This is a genomic window from Pseudanabaena sp. Chao 1811 (assembly GCF_027942295.1).
Taxonomy (GTDB): Bacteria; Cyanobacteriota; Cyanobacteriia; order Pseudanabaenales; family Pseudanabaenaceae; genus Pseudanabaena.
Genome location: NZ_CP101416.1, coordinates 1,608,723 through 1,629,777, shown reverse-complemented (window position 1 = coordinate 1,629,777; position 21,055 = coordinate 1,608,723). Strand labels below are relative to the sequence as shown.

General features: G+C 41.5%; 20 protein-coding genes and 3 pseudogenes. 6 read left to right on the top strand and 17 right to left on the bottom strand.

What is annotated here, in order from left to right; translation table 11 throughout:
• Positions 1–5: 5 nt before the first annotated feature.
• The 4 genes from NMG48_RS07680 to NMG48_RS07665 form a co-directional block, all read right to left on the bottom strand.
• Complete coding sequence (locus tag NMG48_RS07680) at positions 6–4,067, bottom strand: tetratricopeptide repeat protein (protein WP_271254687.1); 4,062 nt, start codon at positions 4,065–4,067, stop codon at positions 6–8.
• A gap of 191 nt (positions 4,068–4,258) precedes the next feature.
• Entirely contained in the window at positions 4,259–4,432 is a 174-nt protein-coding gene (locus tag NMG48_RS07675; protein ID WP_271254686.1) for a hypothetical protein, read from the bottom strand.
• A gap of 22 nt (positions 4,433–4,454) precedes the next feature.
• The gene (locus NMG48_RS07670; protein ID WP_271254685.1) at positions 4,455–5,318 is read right to left on the bottom strand and encodes an Rpn family recombination-promoting nuclease/putative transposase; all 864 of its coding nucleotides are present in this window, start codon (positions 5,316–5,318) and stop codon (positions 4,455–4,457) included.
• 225 nt (positions 5,319–5,543) lie between these two features.
• On the bottom strand, positions 5,544–5,744 hold the full coding sequence (locus NMG48_RS07665; protein ID WP_271254684.1) for a hypothetical protein: 201 nt from the start codon (positions 5,742–5,744) through the stop codon (positions 5,544–5,546).
• Between the two features lie 167 nt (positions 5,745–5,911).
• Here NMG48_RS07665 and NMG48_RS07660 point away from each other — a divergent pair, with 167 nt between their 5' ends.
• The 5 genes from NMG48_RS07660 (at position 5,912) to NMG48_RS07640 (ending at position 12,608) form a co-directional block, all read left to right on the top strand.
• Entirely contained in the window at positions 5,912–6,616 is a 705-nt protein-coding gene (locus tag NMG48_RS07660) for an ATP-dependent Clp protease proteolytic subunit (RefSeq protein ID WP_271254683.1), read from the top strand.
• Between the two features lie 85 nt (positions 6,617–6,701).
• Entirely contained in the window at positions 6,702–7,295 is a 594-nt protein-coding gene (locus tag NMG48_RS07655; protein WP_126389625.1) for an ATP-dependent Clp protease proteolytic subunit, read from the top strand.
• 117 nt (positions 7,296–7,412) lie between these two features.
• The gene (locus NMG48_RS07650; protein WP_271254682.1) at positions 7,413–8,684 is read left to right on the top strand and encodes a cation:proton antiporter; all 1,272 of its coding nucleotides are present in this window, start codon (positions 7,413–7,415) and stop codon (positions 8,682–8,684) included.
• Between the two features lie 307 nt (positions 8,685–8,991).
• Positions 8,992–11,286 carry an ATP-binding protein gene (locus tag NMG48_RS07645; RefSeq protein WP_271254681.1) on the top strand — a complete coding sequence of 765 codons (2,295 nt, stop codon included), beginning with the start codon at positions 8,992–8,994 and terminating at the stop codon, positions 11,284–11,286.
• Positions 11,287–11,318: 32 nt separating this feature from the next.
• Complete coding sequence (locus tag NMG48_RS07640) at positions 11,319–12,608, top strand: ATP-binding response regulator (protein WP_271254680.1); 1,290 nt, start codon at positions 11,319–11,321, stop codon at positions 12,606–12,608.
• 244 nt (positions 12,609–12,852) lie between these two features.
• Here NMG48_RS07640 and NMG48_RS07635 read toward each other — a convergent pair whose 3' ends face one another.
• On the bottom strand, positions 12,853–13,197 hold the full coding sequence (locus NMG48_RS07635) for a hypothetical protein (protein WP_271254679.1): 345 nt from the start codon (positions 13,195–13,197) through the stop codon (positions 12,853–12,855).
• 145 nt (positions 13,198–13,342) lie between these two features.
• Here NMG48_RS07635 and menC point away from each other — a divergent pair, with 145 nt between their 5' ends.
• A complete protein-coding gene (menC, locus tag NMG48_RS07630; RefSeq protein ID WP_271254678.1) occupies positions 13,343–14,347 on the top strand; it encodes an o-succinylbenzoate synthase in 1,005 nt (334 codons plus the stop codon).
• A gap of 45 nt (positions 14,348–14,392) precedes the next feature.
• Here menC and NMG48_RS07625 read toward each other — a convergent pair.
• The 12 genes and pseudogenes from NMG48_RS07625 to NMG48_RS07570 form a co-directional block, all read right to left on the bottom strand.
• A pseudogene (locus tag NMG48_RS07625) lies at positions 14,393–15,073 on the bottom strand (IS1634 family transposase); the annotation flags it as partial.
• A pseudogene (locus NMG48_RS07620) lies at positions 15,069–15,694 on the bottom strand (helix-turn-helix domain-containing protein); the annotation flags it as partial. The pseudogenes NMG48_RS07620 and NMG48_RS07625, both read right to left, overlap by 5 nt.
• A 165-nt stretch (positions 15,695–15,859) precedes the next feature.
• Entirely contained in the window at positions 15,860–16,153 is a 294-nt protein-coding gene (locus NMG48_RS07615; protein ID WP_271254676.1) for a DUF433 domain-containing protein, read from the bottom strand.
• Between the two features lie 66 nt (positions 16,154–16,219).
• Positions 16,220–16,438 (bottom strand): hypothetical protein, encoded by a 219-nt coding sequence (locus tag NMG48_RS07610; RefSeq protein WP_271254675.1) that lies wholly within the window; start codon positions 16,436–16,438, stop codon positions 16,220–16,222.
• A gap of 4 nt (positions 16,439–16,442) precedes the next feature.
• Positions 16,443–16,775 (bottom strand): XisI protein, encoded by a 333-nt coding sequence (locus NMG48_RS07605; RefSeq protein ID WP_271254674.1) that lies wholly within the window; start codon positions 16,773–16,775, stop codon positions 16,443–16,445.
• A gap of 6 nt (positions 16,776–16,781) precedes the next feature.
• A complete protein-coding gene (locus NMG48_RS07600) occupies positions 16,782–17,129 on the bottom strand; it encodes a type II toxin-antitoxin system PemK/MazF family toxin (protein WP_271254673.1) in 348 nt (115 codons plus the stop codon).
• Positions 17,123–17,353, bottom strand: coding sequence for a DUF2281 domain-containing protein (locus tag NMG48_RS07595; RefSeq protein ID WP_271254672.1), 231 nt, complete (start codon positions 17,351–17,353; stop codon positions 17,123–17,125). Before NMG48_RS07595 ends, NMG48_RS07600 begins: the two co-directional genes overlap by 7 nt.
• A 427-nt stretch (positions 17,354–17,780) precedes the next feature.
• A complete protein-coding gene (locus tag NMG48_RS07590; RefSeq protein ID WP_271254659.1) occupies positions 17,781–18,764 on the bottom strand; it encodes an IS30 family transposase in 984 nt (327 codons plus the stop codon).
• Positions 18,765–18,815: 51 nt separating this feature from the next.
• Positions 18,816–19,580: a hypothetical protein gene (locus tag NMG48_RS07585; protein ID WP_271254671.1), complete on the bottom strand. Its 765-nt coding sequence runs from the start codon at positions 19,578–19,580 to the stop codon at positions 18,816–18,818.
• 68 nt (positions 19,581–19,648) lie between these two features.
• On the bottom strand, positions 19,649–20,125 hold the full coding sequence (locus tag NMG48_RS07580) for a DUF1643 domain-containing protein (protein ID WP_271254670.1): 477 nt from the start codon (positions 20,123–20,125) through the stop codon (positions 19,649–19,651).
• 186 nt (positions 20,126–20,311) lie between these two features.
• A pseudogene (locus NMG48_RS07575) lies at positions 20,312–20,442 on the bottom strand (nicotinate-nucleotide adenylyltransferase); the annotation flags it as partial.
• Between the two features lie 7 nt (positions 20,443–20,449).
• Entirely contained in the window at positions 20,450–20,890 is a 441-nt protein-coding gene (locus tag NMG48_RS07570; protein WP_271254668.1) for a DUF29 domain-containing protein, read from the bottom strand.
• Positions 20,891–21,055: the final 165 nt, after the last annotated feature.

Below are 21,055 nucleotides of genomic sequence, written 5' to 3'. Positions count from 1 at the left end.
TATACTTACAAGCCATTACCGATCGCAAAAAATGCTGACCAGTAATTCGGATGATTAAACTTATCTGATTTAATCAAGGTAACTTGTGCTCTATGCAAAGCCTCAATCGCTGTGACATCGCCTTTTTGCAGTTCCCGATAAAAAGCTGCCATCAAAGCTTGAGTCCCATCATCATTGACAGACCAAAGAGAAGCGATCGCTTGTTTTGCGCCTGCTTTTTGGACTTGATAGCCAAAGCCTAAGATTTCTACGCCACTGCCGAGTTTTCCTACTCCCGTCTGACAGGCACTCAAGATAATCAAATCGATATTGGGAATCTGCCAATCGGTGATTTCATTGAGGCGGATTTTGTCGCCGTTACCAAAGATGATGAAGGACTGATCGGGAGAGCCAACATTAAATTCGGCATGGGTGGCTAGGTGGAGAATATTATGGTTTTTGAACTTCGATTCAATGGCTTTGCGACTAAATTGATCTTCGATGAGGGTGACTGAGTTTTGAAATGAATTTGAGATCGCTTGGACTTCTCTAACGGTTGCGGGTAAGGCTGTTTGTCCAAATTTGCGATCGCCTGCTTTACCACCAAAGGCTCCTGCGAGGATGTTGGGTGCGTTTTTAGGTTGTGGTGTAAAGTCGGAGAGGGTATAGGCGATGAGGTTACTAATCTGGTATTTCTCAACTAACAATTGTTTACCGTCATAGAGTGCGGCGATGGGGATGTAGCGTAGCTGTCCATCAGGTGCATAGAGGATCGTTTTGGCGTTGAATTGAACGAGTTCGGCTTCAATGGGTTTAATCAGGAGGTTATAGAGTTGTAGTGATGGCTCTCTGAAGTCTTCGGAGCTAGGATCAAGGAGTCCTGTCCTAAAATCAACAATTAAGGTTTCTAGTTGGTCTTTGGAGATTTTGGTGGTGCGGCGGATGGGGAGATTGTTGGGGGCAAAGAGGATGATTTCGAGGCGATCGCCTAAAATGAATGGATAGAGTAATACGGTTCCCTGTGGAATTTGGTTGAGGTAGTCGGGAACTTTGTTGATTTCGGTTTTGGGAAGTTGTTGGATTTGATTGGCGAGTTGTCGATTGAGTTCTGGAGCATTCTCAAAGCTAACAGCTAACAGCTTATCGCTAAGAGATAGTTCTGGTGCTAATAGTCTGACTCCCTGTGCGGATCTGTCGCTACCTTTGATGTTTTTGAGGTAGTCTTCGAGTTCTTGGACTTTGAGGAGGTCGAGGACTTGGAGGGCTTCGATGATGCGGTTTTGTTGGAGGAGGAGATCGGCGAGGTTGCGATAGGTCTTTTCGACTGTGGCTAAGTAAGATTGTTGGATGTCTTTATCGAGTTTTCTAATGTCTTTGCGGATCGCTTCGCGGACGTTGATCGATTGTTTGTAAAAGAGGATTGCGAGTTCGGGTTGTTTTACTTTGGATGATATATCCCCTAGATTTCCAAGAGATAAGCCTTCGCTACTTCTGTCGCTAATCTCTCTAGCGATAGACAAGGCTTGCCTAAAAGAAATCATCGCTTCTCGATCTCGATTTAGTTTTTCGTAAACCTCAGCTAAATTATTTAGTGCCTTTCCTTCACCGTTACGGTCTTTAATTTCCCTTGTGATTTCTAAGCTTTGCAGTTGGTACTCGATCGCTTTATCATATTTGCCGAGGGAATAGTAAGCATTTCCCAAATTGCCAAGTGATGCTCCCTCAGCGAGACGGTCTTTGATTTCCCGTGTGATCGTTAATACTTGATCCAAATACTCAATCGCTTTGTCATATTTGCCGAGGAACTGGTATGCGATTCCCAGATTACCCAGTGATATTCCCTCGCCTTGACGGTCTTTAATTTCCCGCTTTATTTCTAAGCTTTGCAGATAAAACTCGATTGCTTTATCATATTTGCCAAGAGAACTGTAAGCGATTCCCAGATTACTCAGCGATCTTCCCTCACCGCGACGGTCTTTGATTTCTCGCGCGATTTCTAAGCTTTGCAGTTGTGAGTCTATCGCTTTGTCATATTTGCCGAGGAACTGGTATGCGAGTCCCAGATTGCCCAGCGCTGTTTCCTCACCGCGACGGTCTTTGATTTCCCGCGCGATCGCTAGGTGTTGTAAGTGATACTCGATTGCTTTGTCATATTTGCTAAGGGAATAGTAAGCATTTCCCAAATTTCCGAGTGAACTTCCCTCACCTCGACGGTTTTTGATTTCCCGATCAATTGCTAAACTTTGTAGATGGAACTTGATCGCTTTGTCAGACTTGCCGAGATTTTGGTAAGTGTTTCCTAGTCCTTTTAGTGCTGCTCCCTCACCTTGACGGTATTTGATTTCCCGTAAGATTGCTAAAGCTTGTAGATAAGACTCAATCGCTTTGTCATATTTGCCAAGGGAATCGTAATCATTTGCCAGATTTACCAGCGCCCCTCCCTCACCTTGACGGTCTTTGATTTCCCGTGAGATCTCTAATCTTTGTAGTTTATATTCGATCGCCTTGTCATATTTGCCAAGGGAAGAGTAAGCGATTCCCAGATTTCCCAGCGATGCGCCCTCACCAAGACGATCTTTGAGTTCCCGCGCGATCGCTAAGCTTTGCAGATGGTACTCAATCGCCTTGTCATATTTGCCAAGGGAAGAGTAAGCGATTCCCAGATTTCCCAGCGATGCGCCCTCACCAAGACGATCTTTGAGTTCCCGTGCGATCGCTAAGCTTTGCAAGTAGAACTCAATTGCTTTGTCATATTTACTGAGGAGATTGTAAGCATTTCCCAGATTTGCCAGCGCCCTTCCCTCACCACTAAGGTCTTTGATTTCCCGTGTGATCGCTAAGCTTTGGAGATGGAACTCGATCGCTTTGTCATATTTGCCGAGGGAATCGTAAGCGTTTCCCAGATTTCCCAGTGACTGTCCCTCACCGAGACGGTCTTTGACTTCGCGCGCGATCGCTAATCTTTGCATTTGGAACTTGATCGCTTTGTCATAGTTGCCGAGGGCATTGTAAACATTTCCCAGATTTCCCAGCGATGCTCCCTCACCTTGACGGTCTTTGATTTCCCGCGCAATCTCTAAGCTTTGCAATTGGAACTCGATCGCTTTGTCGTACTTGCCGAGACTATAGTAAGCAACTCCCAGATTTCCCAGCGCCTTTCCCTCACCTTGACGATTTTTGATTTCTTGATAGATTGTCAATGTTTGCTGCCATGACTGTAATGCTGCCTCGCACTGTCCAGTTTGACATTGCTGAATTCCTTGCTTTAACAGTCGATCTGCCTCTGCTTTGCGACGACTATTTGAAGATGACGATACATGTTTGCTAATTTCATTCAGTAAATTAGTCACCTTTGTTTCTGTATCGCGATCTCCAATCTTCTTCGCTAACTCTTGCGTCGTCAACAAAAACTCTCGACCTTTAACAGCATCCTCTAATAAAATGTAACTAATCCCAATGATGAAATTAACATTTTGCTCAGCCTTCTTATTGCCTAGCTGCTTCACAATGACCAAAGATTGTTGGTAGTACTCAATCGCTTTTTGATACTGTTTGAGGTCACGGTATGTATTCCCAAGATTATAGAGTGAATCCGCCTCTCCATTGAGATCCTTAACTTCCCTTACCATCTCCAATCCGCGCAACCGATACTCAATCACTTTGTCATAATTGCCCAGCTTTTCGTAGCTATTTGCCAGATTGCCGACAACTAATCTTTCAATTCGTTGATCTTTAACTTCTCTTACGATTTTTAGAGATTGTTGAAAATTATCAATCGCTTTTTGATACTGCTCGAGAGCTTTATAGTTAACACCAATGTTATTAAGTGAAAGCCCCTGCCCCCTCAAGTTATCAGTTTTCTTGAAATCCTCTAACGCCCCCTGACAAGCCAATAATGCTTCCTGAAACTTTTGAGCATCCAAATTATCGCGACATGACTTTAAGACTCGATCTTCTTCTGCCTTGCGCTCCTCTGCTGTTTGCGCCAGCACCACCTCACTCATCGCCACACCACCAACAAGGCAAAGAGAAAAAGGCAAAAGAAAAAAGTGGGCGAGTTTAGATGATTTCTTGCGATGGGGCATCATAATTTGGCAAGGAAAAAGTAGAAAGGTAAAAGAAAAAAGTGGTCGATTTTCGGGGCTTTTGGGCGCGATTACATCCTCAACCCTACGATCCGCACAGTCAATATATCACTAAATTTTCTTGTACTTCCATCTCCCCGATTTTTTTAAACATTCACCCAAGCAAGGAAAAAGGAAAAAGTAGAAAGTGAAAATTATCTTAGGGGCGCAGCATTACCGCCACCATTTAGGCATTTTACCACAACCTCCAATCGGTGATGCTTCGCCCAAACCTCACAACGCAGCCACAAGCGATCGGCGATAGCAAAGAGGGTTAAGCATTTTTCGCGATCGATATTGTGGTGAGGAGTTTGAATATTGTGGTGCAAATGCTTAACCCCTGCAAATTTTTTACTTTCTACTTGACAACCATGCTTCCAAATCCGCCACCTTCTCAAAATCCAACACCGCCTCCGCCAAATCCTCCAACTGCTCCGCCGATAGCTTATCCAACCGCTTAAGCGTCTTCAGCGTCACCTTACCAAACTTTCGAGTTAATAGTCTTACTACAGCTTGCTTCAGTCCTAGTATTTGACCACGCTGTGTCCCAATCTTTTCACCCTCAAGCTTGCCCTCAAGTTTGCCTTCAAGTTTTGCCTCCCGATAAACCCTTGTTTTCTTGAGATCACCTAATGTAAACATCGCTTCAACCTCCTCTCGACTCATTTGGGGAAACTTGTACAGCATAACTGTCTCAATAAATTCTATCATCCTCTCGCGATCTACTTGCCCCACCTGACCAGCCAACCGCTTTGCTAAAGCTACTGTTTCTTTCTTCGGGGCAACGATCAGCCTCACTAGTTCTAAATGCAACGACTGATTTGCTGGTAACTCATCCAGATATATCCGTCCAATATGTCCATCAGTAAACAGTGTTCTAAATTGTGTTGGTACTTCAGGCTCAATATTGCGCTTTGCAAATATCGCGACAGCTTGCCAATCATGCTCTGGTTTGTATTGGCTCAAATATAGAAATATCTCGCCAACAAACTCCCAATAAAATTCGGCACGTTTTTGAAATTGCACCTCCACAAACCAAATATTTTTATCCAATGCTTCTGGTATAAAAATGCCATCGAAGCGAAAGGCTTTTTCCTTAATTTCCACAGAAGTAAAGCGATATCCTGCTGCGGTTTCGGGTGGTAATCCCACCAACTCAAATAGCAAGCCATCAAAGGTTTGAAATAACTGAAAAAAGATCGTGTCAGTTCGCATCGGATTATTTTAGCGAATTTTACATGCAAGAATATCGTCACCATTTACGCAGATCATTGCGATCATCAAACGGTAATGCTTCGCCCAAACCTCACAACGCAGTCACAATTTATCGGTGAGAGCAAAGAGGGTTAAGCATTTGCGGATCGATATTGTGGTGAGGAGTTTGAATATTGTGGTGCAAATGCTTAACCCCTACAGATTGGCATTATTTTTGGCGATCGCTTACAAGCGATCGTGCTCATCAGTTTCCCAATTAGGCACTTTCGCCAACACTTTCTCAAATGCATCCCAACTCACCCGCCTTGACTGCTCCGCTAAATAATTTCTAGTTGACCAAACCGCAAGCTGAGACGACAACGCGATCGCTCTTAGCAGTCTCTTAGCAGTTAAAGATGCAGCAAAGATAAAAGCTCTAGATGTCACATCAATGATATTAAAACGAGAAAATTGGCTTGCTGACACTAGAGGCGATCGCCATCAAAGATCGAGACTTAGGCGGCTAACCCTACATCAATCTTGGCTCAGATCGGCGATTGCTGTGGGATCGCTGTGATAAGCTAACAGTGTTAGTGTCATTAACACGAATAAACATGGATCGACCTTCTCGCTCTGTTCCCCAAGCCGCACAAGCCGCCTATTACGGGGATTCGTCATACGGACGCACACCGCCGCCTGACTTACCTTCGCTATTGCTAAAAGAGCGGATTATTTACTTTGGGTTGCCTCTTGTATCACCCGACGAATACAAACAGCAGCTTGGTGTCGATGTTACAGAATTGCTCATCGCCCAACTCCTCTATTTGCAATACGAAGATCCTGAAAAACCGATTTTCCTATATATCAACTCCACGGGGACATCTTGGTACACAGGTGATGCGATCGGCTTTGAAACCGAAGCCTTTGCCATCTGTGACACACTCAACTATATCAAGCCTCCCGTCCATACCATTTGCCTCGGACAAGCCATGGGAACAGCAGCGATGATCCTCGCCAGTGGCACTAAAGGTTTCCGCGCCAGCTTGCCCAATGCCAGCATCGTCCTGCACCAAGCCCGTCGTCAAACCAGAGGACAAGCCTCTGACCTCCAAATTCAGGCAAAGGAAGTCTTAACTAACCGCGAAGCGATGTTACGCATTCTATCGCGTACTACTGGTAAAACGCCCGAAGTACTGACTAAAGATATGGATCGGATGTTCTACATGACTCCTGAGCAAGCCAAGGAATATGGCATCATCGATCGCGTTCTCGAAAGTACTAAGGACTTACCGAAAGCTGTTCCTGCCCTTGTTTCTTAATTACGAGTTACGAATTACGAATTATTAATTCGTAATTCGTAACTCGTAATTCGTAATTCGTAATTTTTAATTCGTAATTAAACTTATGCCTATCGGTGTTCCTAGAGTTCCCTATCGCTATCCCGGTGACTCCTTTACGCAGTGGATCAGCATCTACGAGCGTCTATCGATGGAGCGCATCATCTTTTTGAGTGGAGAAGTTACAGATGGCATGGCAAACTCGATCATTGCCCGTCTACTCTACTTTGATTCTGAAGATCAAAACAAAGATATCTACATGTATATCAACTCCCCCGGTGGCTCAGTTTCCGCAGGCTTGGCAATCTTTGACACCATGCAGCATATCAAGTCAGATGTCACCACTATCTGCGTTGGTCTTGCCGCCTCGATGGGTTCCTACCTGCTGATGGCTGGCTCCAAGGGTAAGCGCTATGCTCTGCCCAATGCACGGATCATGATCCACCAGCCTTCAGGTGGTACAAGAGGTCAAGCTTCTGATATTGAGATTGAGGCAAAGGAAATTATTCGCATTCGCCATAAGTTGAATGAGGAATATGCTAAGCGCACTGGTCAGCCCCTCGAAAAAATTGAGCGGGACATGAACCGTGACTACTACATGTCTTCACAGGAAGCTCTGGAATATGGTCTGATCGATCGCGTTCTTGAATCAACCCCATAAACTTAAAAAAGGTGCTAAACCACCTTTTTTTCTTTTTTGTAATATCTCGATATTTCAAGTATCCTTGCGAGAGGATACTTTTTTTATTGCGATCGCCCTATTAAAGCACCAGAATTTATGACAAATTCAGAACTACTGCTTGAGCTATTGTTGCAATTGACTGTAATTTTGTCTGCTTGCAAATTAGTGTCTTACTTTGGAAAACGCTATTTAGGACAAACTGAGGTCGTAGGGGAAATGTTGGCGGGGATTATGCTGGGACCTTCATTATTTGGTGTAATTGCACCAGATCTCCAGCAATGGCTATTTCCCAAAAGCCCAATTATTGCCGATGCAACACATCTCTTACCGAATCCTTCGATGTCGATTTTGTATGCGCTCAGCCAAATTGGGTTGATGATTTACATGTTTTTGGTGGGCTTAGACCTAAACATGGATCTATTACGCAATCGGGCAAAAAGTGCAGGCATCGTCTCGATCGCAGGAATTCTCGTACCGTTTAGCTTGGGGGCGATCGCTGCTTTTGGTTTGCATGGCAAGGACTTATTCAGTCCCAACATTACGCCTTGGGCAGCCGCTTTGTATATGGGCGCTTCCATGTCGATTACTGCCTTTCCGATGTTGGCAAGAATTTTGCATGAACGGGGGTTAATCAAAACTAAACTCGGTACGTTGGTGTTAGCCGCAGGTTCCCTTGATGATGCGATCGCATGGTGTTTACTAGCCTTAGTTCTCGCCAGTATTAAAAGCTCAATTAACGTGGCGATTATTGCGATCGGTGGCACATTAGCCTATGTGATCTTCATGTGGTTCTTCGGGCAACGCATTCTTCGCATCTTTAGTTATTGGACAAGACGTGATGGTGAAGTAACGATGCAAACCTTAACCTTTGTGTTTATCATCATGATGGTTTGCGCCTATTACACCGATTTTGTAGGTGTTCATGCCATTTTTGGAGCATTTGTTTTAGGGATTGTCATGCCACGCGGTCATTTCGCCGAATCAGTCCATAAGCATCTGGAATATCTCACCACCTCATTACTCGTACCTATTTTCTTTGTGTTTTCAGGTTTAAATACGCAATTGGGGCTACTGAATTCACCCCATTTATGGGCGATCGCCTTGCTAATTATCCTGATTGCAGTACTGGGCAAAGGGCTAGCCTGTACACTTGCTGCTAAATATTCAGGCGAGAATTGGCGCAATTCGATGACCGTGGGGGCTTTGATGAATACGCGGGGGATGATGGAATTAATTATTTTAAATATTGGTTTAGAGCAGGGGTTAATCACACCAACTTTATTTACGATCATGGTGATTATGGCGATCGTGACCACAGTTATGTGTTCACCACTAGTGACATTTTTAGTAGATTCATCTCAACAATAACTAAATATATTAAGTATATTGAATTGTATAAACAATTTCTCATTCTTATATCTAGCTCAATAGCAATAATAGTTATCAAAAAAATAATAACAAAGAGATAAATAATAATTATAATAGGAGGTAACGGGGGGATATATTTGACTGCTTTGACAGTAATAAGTAAGCAAACTTAATTAAATATAAAACCCTAAAATCTGTTGTCCACACTATGTGTGCAGCAGATTCTAGATCTTGTACTGAATTATGTTGAGGTATTCATCTTAATAACTTTAATAGTTAATCAGTCAACTAGAAAGAGATAGAGAATATGAAAATCAAAGGTAAAATAATTTGTGGCTATGTACTTGCATTAGGAATAGCTTTTATCGGTTCTGTCGGGGGGTTACTTATAGGAAACTACTATCAACACAAAGCCTTAAAAGCACAACAAAATGCTTTTAGAGAACGAAAATTGCTAAGTACATTGCAGGTTGATATTTTATATAATCGCCCTGCAAAACAACTAACACCACTGATTAAAAATCCACAGGCTTTTCGGCAAGAAAGCTTGAAACTAGTAGAACGCATTAACAAAATACAGTCACTGGTAACTAATCATAATCAATCTGGACAATTATCTACTCTTGAAGGATTACAAACACTCTTACAGGACTATGAAGTAACTGTTAAAGAATTCTCGAAGACTACTAAAAATTTTATTGAAGAGAGTGATGCCATTTTCAGTAGTGAGCCAATCGATCGTCAAAAACTACAAACACTAGTTGTCAATTTAGTTCAAAGCAAAGAATTTGTTAAGTTTATTGAGTTTCCCGATCGCCTCAGAACATTTTATGAGGAATCGGAAAAATTAGAAAATATAGCTGAACTGAGCTTAATTAATGCCGAAAAGCTCCGTACCCACATAATTATTGGAAGTCTATGTATCTCACTGATAATTGCTGTTTTTATTGCTCTGTATATCAGTCAGACGATCGCGCGTCCGATTCAAACTTTAAATAAAGTAGCTTTGCAAGTTACCAGTGAATCAAATTTTAATCTTCAGGCTCCTGTGGAAACTAATGATGAGGTTGGCTTACTAGCTTCTTCTCTCAATCAGATGATTTATTATGTGCAGGATCTTCTGCAAGCACAACAAAACTATACAGACAAGATTCAAGAAGCTAAAGACATCGCTGATGCTGCAAACCATGCTAAGAGTGAGTTTCTCGCTAACATGAGTCATGAATTGCGTACTCCCCTCAATGGAATTCTCGGCTATACCCAGATACTCAGTCGTTCTAAAGGTCTATCTGAGAAAGAACAGCATGGGATCCATATCATTCATCAATGTGGCACACATTTACTTACCTTAATTAATGATGTTCTCGATCTATCAAAAATTGAAGCTCGCAAGCTGGATCTAGAGATTGAGGTGATTCATTTACCTTCTTTTTTGCAAGATGTAGCCGAAATCTGTCGCGTTAGGGCTGACAAAAAGAATATCCAGTTTATTTATGAAGTGGATGAAAATCTACCCACAGCCATTTTGGCTGACGAAAAACGTCTGCGCCAGGTGTTGCTCAATCTTCTAAATAATGCGATTAAGTTTACTGAGCACAATGGTAACGTTACCTTTATTGCGAAACCTACTGTAACTACATCTACTCCGTTTTTAACATCTACGCGCATTCTTTTTCAAGTTATAGATACAGGCGTTGGTATAGCCCCTAAGGATCTAGAGAATATTTTCCAATCGTTTGAACAAGTCGGCGACAAAAAACGCTATATCGAAGGCACAGGGTTAGGCTTAGCGATTAGCCAAAAAATTGTGCAAATCATGGGGAGCCAAATTCAAGTTGAGAGTGAACTAGGAGTAGGCAGCACCTTTAGTTTTGAGAGTGAGTTTGCGCTGTCTGGCAACTGGACTCAAACTATTTTGAGCGAACTTAACCAGCAAATAACTGGGTATGATGGCGCATCCCGTAAAATTCTAGTTGTTGATGATCGCTGGGAAAATCGCTCAGTATTAGTTGATTTATTGGAAGCTGTTGGCTTTCAAGTGATAGAAGCGGAAAATGGACAACAGGCTTTAGAGCAGTTGCGACTACAGCCTATTGATCTGGTGATCACCGATATTGTCATGCCTGTGATGGATGGTTTTGAGTTCTTGCAGATATTACGCAATGAAGAGTCTACGAAATCATTGCTTGTAATCGTTTCATCGGCATCTGTATCTAACATAGATCGCCAAAAAAGCTTAAATATGGGTGGTAATGACTTCTTGCCTAAGCCTGTCAATGCGGAGGAGTTATTTATGCTCATTGCCAAACACCTCCAATTGTCATGGCAATATACTCAAACACAGCCATTACCCTCACTGACATCAGCCAATCAGGAGCAAGATATTGAGATAGTCGCTCCTCCTCCAGAGTATTTGCGCCAACTTTTGGATTTAACCCAGAAGGGACTACTAATGAAATTAGTGCAAATTGCGGAACAGATAAACCAACAGAGCGATCGCTATTTGCCTTTTACGATGAAGATCATCCAGATGGCAAAACAGTTTCAAATTGAAGAACTTGAAGCGCTAATGATGCAATATTTGCAGTTTGAGAAGCATTAGAGGCAACACTACATTAGAAAAAGAGTAAATATATGTCTGACCAACTGCATAAATCATCTAGTCTAATTCTCATTGTCGATGATGTACCTGCTAATCTCGATGTGCTTTCGGAAACGCTGAGTGCAGAGGGCTATGAAGTGGCGATCGCAACTAGTGGAGAACGTGCATTATTGCAAATATCGCGGATATTACCCGATCTAATTTTGTTAGACATCCAAATGCCTGATATGAATGGTTTTAGCGTTTGTCAAAACTTGAAGGCAGATCCGCAAACTTGTCACATTCCGATCATCTTTATGACTGCTTTAACAGATTTAGAGAGCAAAATGAAGGGGTTTGATCTAGGGGCATTGGATTATGTGACTAAACCATTCCAAGCTCGTGAAGTACTGGCAAGAATTAGAACTCATTTGCAACTAAATAAGCTCACTCAACATTTAGAACAGGAAGTTGCTGCTCAGATTGTTTCTTTGAAGGAGGCAAAGGAAGAAGCTGAGAGGGCAAATGTTGCCAAAAGTTACTTTCTAGCAAATATGAGTCATGAACTGCGTACACCGCTCAATGCTATTTTAGGAATTACTGAAGGATTGCAAGATGAAATTTTTGGAGGGATGAATGAACAACAAATTAAAGCTTTACAAATTGTAGAAAGTAGTGCTTCTCATTTACTATCTTTGATTACGGATATTCTAGATGTTGCTAAAATTGAATCAGGTCAAATCAATCTGGATTATAGTAACGTCAGTGTTGACCAACTTTGCCAAGCTAGTTTAGCTTTGATTCAAGAACAAGCCCAGAAAAAAGGAATTCAACTGCTCAATGAATTGCCAATCAACTTGCCTGACATCAGGGTAGATAAGAGACGGTTCAGCCAAGCATTAATCAACTTATTGAAAAATGCAGTCAAGTTTACACCTCAAGGCGGTAGCATTTCTTTAACGGTGAAATTTCCAATTTTGAAGCAAGAATGGAAGGGGCAAAAAACTTATCTTCGTTTTGAAATCACTGATACAGGGATTGGGATCGCTCCTGAGGATATTGACAAGCTATTTCAATCTTTTAGGCAGCTTGATTGCGATCTTAATCGTCAATATGAAGGAATCGGTTTAGGGCTTACTTTTGTAAAACGCATAGTCGAACTACATGGTGGTGATGTGGGAGTAACTAGCCAAATTGGAGTTGGTAGTTGCTTTATGATCGATCTACCCTGTACAGAAACTGTAGATCTCCCACCTGAAGTAGGATCGGGTTTAGTTGATAATTCTGGGCTAAAACAAGATCTATATGTAAAACCCACCCCTACTTTAGAAACTTCCCCGTAACATCACGTCAGTTCACCGAAAGCGGAAAATGGTAAAAATCGCTTAGCGATTTTTACCATTTTCCGCCATTTGCGCTGCGCAAATGGCATTATCGAACTCACGTAATACTTAACAGAAACTCAGATCGCGATTTTTTACTAATAGTTTCTAGTTTCTGCTTAGAGTTAATTCGCTAAAAAGGTAAGGATGGGCGGCGCAAAGCGCCGCCCATCCTTACCTTTTTAGCACTACCTTAGTTCGTAGGTTACTGGAATACAATTGGATCGTCTAGATTTTGACAGAAGTCGATTATTGATGGAGTACTTTCGCTACCATCAGCAAATGTAGCTTTGATCCATTGTCTACATTGTTGATTGTTGGTGGAACTATCCCAGAGCATCTTAGTGTTTTCCCCTGGGGCAATGCCTGAACCAATATCAAACTCTCCCCAACTTTTATTCGGCTCAGCTACCAATAATCTTTTGATTGTAGAGTTGCTATTATTCTTAACGAAGAAATACCATTGTTCAGCAGAAGCAGAAGCAACATTAGCGACTAGACTCAGAGCGAGTACGCTTGTAGAGACCAACAGACTGCGTTTAATTATCATGTTAAACACTCTAGAGTAGGTTTTCATCTGACTATAATCTATAAAATATAATTTTTATTATTCGCTTCAACTCTTATAACTTTTTGATAACTTTTAACTGACTTTAACTCTAAATTTTCTAAACTCTAAATTAAATTCTCTAACTGTGGATCTCACAATCCAATCTATTCAATTTCATCTCTATCGTTTTGCCTTTCGCGAACCGTTTCAGACTGCCTTAGGAATACTCTCCCATCGAGAAGGATTTGTAATTGAGATTCGCGATCGCCAAAATCGGATTGGTTTAGGGGAAGCTGCACCACTTGTGGGATTTGGAATGGAATCATTGGCTGAAACAGAAGAAGTCTTACAGGGATTGCAGAGGTCACTTATTAATGCTGAAATTAAAAGCCTAAAAGATATTGAGAACTTACTTAAAAACTGCGATCGCACACCTGCGGCTAAACATGGCATCGAATTAGCTTTACTAAACCTATTAGCCCAATCTCAAGAACTAACTCTTTCCCAATTATTAGCTAATTCATGCAATGGTACAGTTCGCGCTCAAGTCCCTGTGAATGCGGTGATGGGGGCGATCGCCCCTGACCTTGCCGCTACCAAAGCCCAAGCCTATATCGAGCAAGGTTATCGTTGTCTCAAAATTAAAGTCGGTACTCAAGATTTTGAATCGGATTGGCGAAGAGTCGCAGCAGTGCGATCGCAGGTGGGTAATGATATTCAAATTCGGATTGATGCTAATCAGGGCTGGTCTGTGGCTGAGGCGATCGCTAATTTAAAAAGATTAGAATCGCTCCACATCGAATATGTCGAGCAGCCTGTCGCTGCTGCTGATTTAGCGGGTATGGCGGAAGTGCGGCGATCGCAATCAATTCCCATTGCCGCCGATGAATCCGTCAATACTCTCGCTCAACTACAACGAGTGATTCAGACCCAAGCTGCCGATATTATCATTCTCAAACCAATGGCATTAGGCGGTATCCTCACAGCGCATCATGCTGCGTTAATTGCCCTACAATCTGGTTTAGATGTGGTGGTCACGACAACTATTGATGGGGCGATCGCAAGACAAGCTGCCTTTGATTTAGCGGCAGCTCTTCCAATTCAGAGAGCTTGTGGTTTAGCCACAGCACATTTACTTGTATCGCAATGAAAGGGTAAAACCCACATTCCGCTCGTAATGGAAGGGAAAAAACAATTACGAAACAGTGACAGGGAGGAGATAGTAGCGTTGACAGGCAGGAGAAAAGAAATTCAAAATGTGAAAGCGGAGAGGAGACAAATTAAAAACTTGAGTGATTCCCTGAAAAGAGACTAAATGAATCGCCATAAAACATTGAAAAACCCAACGCAAAGTTGGAGAATTAGTGGGTTTTCCCAATTGATTAGGAATAGTGTCTTGAGCGATAGCTAAGGCAAGTCTGAGTTGACGTTGAGCTAAATTATAAACGAGCAAACACAGCACCATAATCATGCCCAAAGCTTCAATGTGTTTAGCGGACTTGAGAAAAACACTGGAAGTGAAAAACAAAGGATCTTTGAGGAAACGAAAACCACGCTCAGTGCCCTGCTGAGCCTTATATTGCCGTAAAGCGTCATCAGCCGTAAATTGTAAGGAATCAAGAATATTCGTGGCTAAAATAAACCTGCCACAACGCTGACGCTGAGCCAAGATTTCAGAATCTATAGGAATCACGGTCGCCGTAACTCGATAACTAATGCTGATGGGTATCGCATCGGGTTGTGGCTTCCCCCGTTTTGCATAATGAGGTTTTTCCACTGTCTGAATATTTGCGAGTTTGTGCCATTTCATCTGGGTTGATAATTTTTCAGCAGCAGCGATCGCGTCAGCAGCACAGGCAAAATCTTGTCCCGCTAGAGAGGACATTAAAACGCTGCCTTCCAGCCCCAGATTTGACAAACAAGCGTTCAAAACACCACAAAAAGCCTAAATAAGCACCGAGGACAAAATGTGCCGCATCGACAAAGAAAATGGCTCTTTGTCCAGATTTAGCTTCCTCTAAGCGTGGTTCTAGTTTTTTTTGAGAAATTCCTCTTGTGCTGCTGGGTCAGCCTTAGCAGGTATTAGACCCACTCGGTGACAACTCATTCCCATCGATTTCAGGAAATGACGCACCTGTTCTCGACTTCGGACAATCCCTGTCAACTCGCTAATTTTTGCTGCTGCATGAGCTAGTGTTTTGGGTGGATGTTCTCGAAAATATATCTCTATACTTTCTTGATGCTTTTTTAGTTCACTCTGGGGGGGATTAAAGGTTAGTTCTTTGAGTTTGCTTATCCCACCTTCTTTATAATCTCGTAAATAGCTCAACAGTGTCGGTTCACTGATTCTTAGCAGTTTTGTGATTTCTTTGTGTGGGTAGTTCTGACTTTTTAGGTATAGTGCTTCCATTTTTCTCTGTACTCGTGGATGCGGATGATGGAATCTTTCGTAATGTAGCGCATCTATTTCTTCTTTGGTAAATGTTAGTCGGATCATCTTGGAACAAAGTTAACGTTTCTTCCATTCTTCCCCTTTTGAAAAATAAAGTCTACTCCCAGTCAAAGTATAGCCAAGCTTGTAATGTACCCGATGGAATTCGCAAGTAACGGGCGGCATCGGCTACTGTATAGGCTGGAAGGTTTTGAAGTTTGGCTGCATTTGTCATTTTTGATTTAGTCTAGCTTTGATAAGTGGATGTACTAGCTCATCGGGGACGTGGTTGCGTTCGATGTATTCGTTGATTTCGGCTTGGTTGTCTAGGTAAAAGCTAAGGGCATCAAAGATTTGCGCGAGATTGAGATGTGGTAAGTGTAATGGAATTTCTTCTGGTCTAACTCCTAAGCGCCAGTTTTCGACGATCGCTCTAACGGGTGTTCTGGTTCCATTGATGATTGGTTCGCCTGAGAGGATTTCAGGGTTACGGGTGACATGGCGGGAGATGGTTGTTGTTTTCATGTGGGTTAACTCTCTAATTTGCAAACTCTAGATTGATCGATTAGACGGTATCGCTTCTGATGATTTTTACCATTGGATTTCACCGCGCACTAGTTTTTCTTCGTAGTCTTCTAGGTTTTTGAGATAGTCGTGAAGGTCTGCAAATACTTGGCTGGCAGGATAGCCAATTACTTCGCCACTGGTTAGATCATGATCGCGTGATTCGGCTTCTTCGAGCCAGTCGTTTGTAATGCGATCGCTCAGATCTTGTTCTACTTCCTGATGCAAGGCGCGATAGTTAGACATATGTTTAAGCCACTCCATAGCCTGTATAGGGTCTTTTGTAGGGAGGATGTAAACCTAGCACTATGTCTTCTTTGGGAATACCAAATTCTAATAATTCTTGTCCTACGTCAATATCAGTTGTATTTTGCTGTAGCCAGATCTTTCCGTCTTTGATGTCAAAATGCAGAACAGTATGATAGACACGCTTCAAGCCTTTCCAGCCAATACGCATTAGTTGATAGCGATCACGCACGGTGTCAAAAATCAACTCACTCTGTACATCGTCTTGATCTTTAAAATGACTATGCTTTTCCAGAAGATTTTGAATGTATAGACGGTAGTTTTCTAGTTTATCCATTTGCGGTTATTGCAAATCAAGAATAGTTTTTAAGGCTTGGGCTAGTTGTTGGATATATGGTTCTTCTAGTTGCCCGATTGCTTTGAGAATTCTAGTTTTATCAATTACTCGAATCTGTTCGCAGAGGATTACTGAGTCTTGAGAAAGACCACCGATGCCTTTGGGGACAAAGACGTGAGAGGGCAAAAGTGCGCGGCGAATTTTGGTTGTGAATGGGGCGATGATTGTATGGGGGCTAACTCTGTTGGCGCGATCGCTTTGGACAATAACGACAGGTCGGATGCCTGATTGTTCTGTGCCTATTACGGGATTGAGGTCACATAGGACGATATCGCCTCTGGCGACTGTTACCATTGGATCTCTCCACGTACTAGTTTTTCTTCATAGTCTTCTAGATTTTTGAGGTAGTCGCTAAAGTCAGATTCGCTGATGGTCAGGGATTCGCTAAATTGTGTCCATTGCTGCCAGCGTTGGTTGTCTTGCTTGAGCATGAGAAAGTCAATAAAGTCACTTACTTCCTGAGCGAGTTCGTTGGGAAGATTTTGGATTTTGGCGATCGCTAGGTCTTGTACTGTCATAAATATTCCTGAAAGTCGGCTAATGTTTCATCAAAGTTATCTTTGCGTCTTTTTTGTTAGTATGAAATGGGCGCTTCAGTACCCATTTCACATTAAACAGTACACAGATATTCTCTCTGCGTAAAGTGAGTAAGCAACTAGTCAAATCCTCCATAATATATAAATTGAATTAATAAGAAACAAGCAAGAGCAGCAAATATCCATCCAGTGCCAGTATTGTTAGCAATAAAGCAAAGCCAAGATATTAACACTGACACTGGAAAAAAAGCCATATGAAGGTAGTCATTTGGTATGTTTTATAATTGTCCTTACGTCTTTTGTAATAAACATCAGAACGATGTGATCTTCTTGCAGAAGATTGATAACATAAGGAATGTGCGTAAACATCCTTTGCATCGTGATCATAAGTACCTGTTACATCGCCAATTCAAGGATGAAATGCAACGGTATCTGATGAAGCAAAGAATACTTCGTAAGGAGTGCGATAGTCAAGAGATTTTCTCGGTCTGTGGTTGATCAAACTCACCATTTTCTGAAAGTTATCTTCTTTCACGATTTTGAAGTTTGTACTTTTGGGATAGAACTCTCTAATTAATCCATTCGTGTGTTCATTCAATCCGCGCTCCCATGAATGATAGGGATTTGCAAAGAAAGTGTCTATTTGCAGCCTTTCAGATAGCTTCTCATGTCCACAGAATTCTCTGCCATTATCAAAGGTCATTGTCTTTTGGAACGTTGACTTCACAGGCTCAAATAGCTTGAGCGTCACTCTATTTATCTCTTCCATTGTCTTATTCTTAGCTAGTCCAGCAAGTAAGTACTTTGATGCTTTATCAACATGGGTAACTACGATACCTGTGTGGTTGCAACCAATTACGGTATCACTTTCCCAATGCCCGATCTCTGTCTTTAAATCCGCAATCTTCGGACGTTTCTCAATTCCCACTCGATTAGGGATACCGCCTCGTTTCTGGTTGCGACTTTTGCGCCGTCGTTGCTTCTGCTTTTGCCTTAGATATTGTTGATATATTCCCATCTCTTGATGGTTTGCATAGATCATCAGATAAATCGTCTCATAGCTGATTTTACCTAGCCCCTCCCGTTCCATCCTCCCTGCCAGTTGCTCTGGACTGTGGTGTTGCTCTAACCGTTGCTTGACTTCGGCAATCGTCTTGTCGCTGATGCTCTGGAATCTTACCTTTGCTTGTTTCCGTCTTGCCTGCATCAGGGCAACTGCCGTATCTGGCAGATATCCGATCTCGCGCTCATCTGTGTTCCGCGATAGCTCTCTGGATATCGTACTTTTGTTTCGCTTCATCCGACGACCAATCTCTGTCATCGATAGTTGCTCGATTACTCGCAGTTTATACAGTTCACTTCTTTCTGTGATGCTAAGATGAGTAAAGCTCATGAGGATATCCTGATTGTTGTGATTATCATCAGATTATCCTTATGAGTCCCTTTATGCAAAGATCTCTAGGTGTTGCATTTCATCCTTGAATTGGCGAAGTTTAATTTCATCATGATTTTCCAATTGATTAATATAATCTTGAATAAAATTGATAGAAGAGTGTTTTGATTGGACATGTAAATCATGTAAAGTAGAATAGAGATATTCCTTAAGTTCAGAATCAATAGTTTTCTTGCCTTCACTTGAATTGTACTGATTATGAGTAAAGTTTATTGAATTATCGTTTTGCTTCTTAACTTGAATAGATTGAATTTCTTCATCTACTTTATCTGGAGAAAAATCTGTGTCTTTAGTTACATTTAAATTATTAGAGACAACCTCTTCAAGTGTTTGATTTTCTGTTTGCTCATTTTTCATGAAGTCATCCAAAAGTTCTTCTAAAAATACTAAAACAGTATTGTCTGGAACTATATTTAATACTTCTTTGATAAGATCTGAGTCAACAAAACAAATTGAAATTTCCGAGAAATGTAAAATTAATTGCCTAACTAAAAGTAACTTGCGAGTAGAATCTACTAGTGATTGGGTAAGTTCATTTTCATTGTTCTTGAAACCATTTAATTCCTTTATTCTATTCCAAACACGATTGCTTTGTTGTAATTTCTCCGCAACTATTTCTTCAGTATCTTGAACTAGTCTTTTTAGTAGTCCTACTGTAATAGCTAAAAATATTTTTTCTTGAGTCTGCTCAATCCACGTCAAATATGGATGACTAGTTTGTGATGAAAAGCTCAATACCTTGTTTAATTTCAACATTTTTAGAGGCTCTTTGTAAAGAAGTTTATCTAAGAATCTACATTTTTAAGATTCTTATTCAGTATAAACTATCTGTAAAAATAAGGTTGCTTCTTACCCATAACGTATAGTGGATGACGCGGATACCCTGCTTTTGTAGTTCCTAAACAGTGAGGTTGAATATTGTGTTTAGATAGCAAATCCAGAACAAGGCGATCGCGTTGCATTAACTTCCCATTATTTCCCCAAGCAACAACAACCCGATCGGCTGACTTAATCGCCTTTTTTAAATAGCGATCGTTCTGTAATCCCACAGGATCATTCACTTGTCTAAGATCTGATGGTTTCGCTGATCGATAAGCAAATAGATTAACCACCGTCAGCGAACCAAAACCCCAAGAATTTGCAAAATTGATACATCGCCTCAGTGTAGGGTCATCAATATCTGCATCTGCTTTGCTTGGATTAAGCATAATAAAAACTAGTTTCGGCTTCTCTATATCCCATTCTCGCCATAGCGAATAACGGTAGAGTCCCGTTTTATCTATGACCGCACCTTTTTTCATCAATTTCTGAATGTTATATACAATTAGCTAGCGTCGAAACAGGATTAGCGATCGCCACTTTCTCAATTGAGTCTCCCTTCACTTCTGAGCAAACACTAGATGAGGATTTTTTGCCTGAAAGTTAATTATAGTGATTTATGCAGTAGCGATCGCCTTTCTCAAAGCTAAAAATCAATAGTGATCGCTTAGACTTGCTTGATGAGTTTTGAATGGGTTGTCTGATAACCAAACAATTGTGCGATTTCGAGCCATTGCAATATCTGTTGATGTCCAATACTAGGCGGATCGGCGCTAGTTCCAAAGAGAGCGACATTCATTAGCATTTTATGCGAGAAATTCTTGATCGAGGATTTGGGCGATCGTATATGGACATTCAGTCGGAAATGTTTGTAGAGATTTTTGTGTTTCCTTTGCCGCATCTCTTCGCGCCCGTCGATAGTATTTCTCTATCCATTCTGAATCTTGAAGGAATCTTTGTAAACTAGGCGTATCTTCCAAACAGTCTTGAATTTTATCTCGACAATTAGAAAGTGTGTTATTCCAACTTGGTGTTCTTTTCTCAGGTTGGTACTGGCATTTAAGCAAGTGCATTACAAGCACCTGAAAATAGCTACTGAGTTCTTTTTGTTCGCTACGTCCCAATGCTTCCAATTCCTCGATCAAATTTTTAACATCCAATTCTGCCCAACGACCTTTTTGCAGGTACTCAGCCTGTTGCTGTGTCCATGTTAAGAAGTCTTGTTCATAGTTTGCTACTTTTTCCATAGTCTAGTTTGCTGGGTTGGCTATCTAAAAAGCTATATATGCATGTTAAAGCATTTTTTGAGGCGATCGCATATTCTCAAAGCTAAAAATCAACGCGATCGCACACATTGATTATGATAAGCTCAAATAAAGCGATAGACGCTGAAATATATGAAAATCCCAAAT

Excerpts from the sequence above, each read along its gene's own strand:
- NMG48_RS07680 (WP_271254687.1), bottom strand. The coding sequence starts at position 4,067 with ATGATGCCCCATCGCAAGAAATCATCTAAACTCGCCCACTTTTTTCTT.
- NMG48_RS07670 (WP_271254685.1), bottom strand. The coding sequence starts at position 5,318 with ATGCGAACTGACACGATCTTTTTTCAGTTATTTCAAACCTTTGATGGC.
- NMG48_RS07660 (WP_271254683.1), top strand. The coding sequence starts at position 5,912 with ATGGATCGACCTTCTCGCTCTGTTCCCCAAGCCGCACAAGCCGCCTAT.
- NMG48_RS07655 (WP_126389625.1), top strand. The coding sequence starts at position 6,702 with ATGCCTATCGGTGTTCCTAGAGTTCCCTATCGCTATCCCGGTGACTCC.
- NMG48_RS07650 (WP_271254682.1), top strand. The coding sequence starts at position 7,413 with ATGACAAATTCAGAACTACTGCTTGAGCTATTGTTGCAATTGACTGTA.
- NMG48_RS07645 (WP_271254681.1), top strand. The coding sequence starts at position 8,992 with ATGAAAATCAAAGGTAAAATAATTTGTGGCTATGTACTTGCATTAGGA.
- NMG48_RS07640 (WP_271254680.1), top strand. The coding sequence starts at position 11,319 with ATGTCTGACCAACTGCATAAATCATCTAGTCTAATTCTCATTGTCGAT.
- NMG48_RS07635 (WP_271254679.1), bottom strand. The coding sequence starts at position 13,197 with ATGATAATTAAACGCAGTCTGTTGGTCTCTACAAGCGTACTCGCTCTG.
- NMG48_RS07615 (WP_271254676.1), bottom strand. The coding sequence starts at position 16,153 with ATGAAAACAACAACCATCTCCCGCCATGTCACCCGTAACCCTGAAATC.
- NMG48_RS07610 (WP_271254675.1), bottom strand. The coding sequence starts at position 16,438 with ATGTCTAACTATCGCGCCTTGCATCAGGAAGTAGAACAAGATCTGAGC.
- NMG48_RS07605 (WP_271254674.1), bottom strand. The coding sequence starts at position 16,775 with ATGGATAAACTAGAAAACTACCGTCTATACATTCAAAATCTTCTGGAA.
- NMG48_RS07600 (WP_271254673.1), bottom strand. The coding sequence starts at position 17,129 with ATGGTAACAGTCGCCAGAGGCGATATCGTCCTATGTGACCTCAATCCC.
- NMG48_RS07595 (WP_271254672.1), bottom strand. The coding sequence starts at position 17,353 with ATGACAGTACAAGACCTAGCGATCGCCAAAATCCAAAATCTTCCCAAC.
- NMG48_RS07590 (WP_271254659.1), bottom strand. The coding sequence starts at position 18,764 with ATGAGCTTTACTCATCTTAGCATCACAGAAAGAAGTGAACTGTATAAA.
- NMG48_RS07585 (WP_271254671.1), bottom strand. The coding sequence starts at position 19,580 with ATGTTGAAATTAAACAAGGTATTGAGCTTTTCATCACAAACTAGTCAT.
- NMG48_RS07580 (WP_271254670.1), bottom strand. The coding sequence starts at position 20,125 with ATGAAAAAAGGTGCGGTCATAGATAAAACGGGACTCTACCGTTATTCG.
- NMG48_RS07570 (WP_271254668.1), bottom strand. The coding sequence starts at position 20,890 with ATGGAAAAAGTAGCAAACTATGAACAAGACTTCTTAACATGGACACAG.